At 42.3% G+C, this 414-nt stretch carries 1 protein-coding gene; it reads left to right on the top strand.

Translation table 11 applies throughout. The annotated features are described in order from the left end of the window. A partial coding sequence (locus BVJ53_RS14805) for a RusA family crossover junction endodeoxyribonuclease (RefSeq protein ID WP_238150195.1) occupies positions 1-347 on the top strand: 347 nt, incomplete at its 5' end. Between the last annotated feature and the right edge of the window lie 67 nt (positions 348-414).

The following is a 414-nucleotide window of genomic DNA, read 5'->3' as shown; positions in this document are numbered from 1 at the left end:
AGTATGTAAGTACGTATGATCCTCCCAAATCACGTGGCTACAAAGAATACATCAAGCAGATTGCACGTCAGGAGCTCCATATTGAGCCTCTGACGGGTTCTATCAGGATAAACGTAAAAGTATACAGAGGTATTCAAAAATCCGGTAGCAAGCTTACTAGGCGGAAAAAACAGGACGGCATCATTAGACCAACTGTTAAGCCGGATACAGACAACTATTACAAAGCGGTGTCTGATGCGCTGACCGGGATTTTGTGGGAAGACGACAACCAAATAGTCGAGATCCATGTTGGCAAATGGTACAGCGATCAACCACGTGTTGAGATTGAAGCAGAAGAGATCGATTAAGGAGAAAAAATCATGAACAAAAAATTGACATTTACAGTAACTGATTTAGCAGGACTTATGTTTGGGC

Origin of the sequence: Lacticaseibacillus chiayiensis, assembly GCF_004123795.1 — a bacterium.
GTDB classification, from domain to species: Bacteria; Bacillota; Bacilli; order Lactobacillales; family Lactobacillaceae; genus Lacticaseibacillus; species Lacticaseibacillus chiayiensis.
Note: the sequence above shows the minus strand (reverse complement) of the source record. Positions and strands in the feature narration are given on the sequence as shown.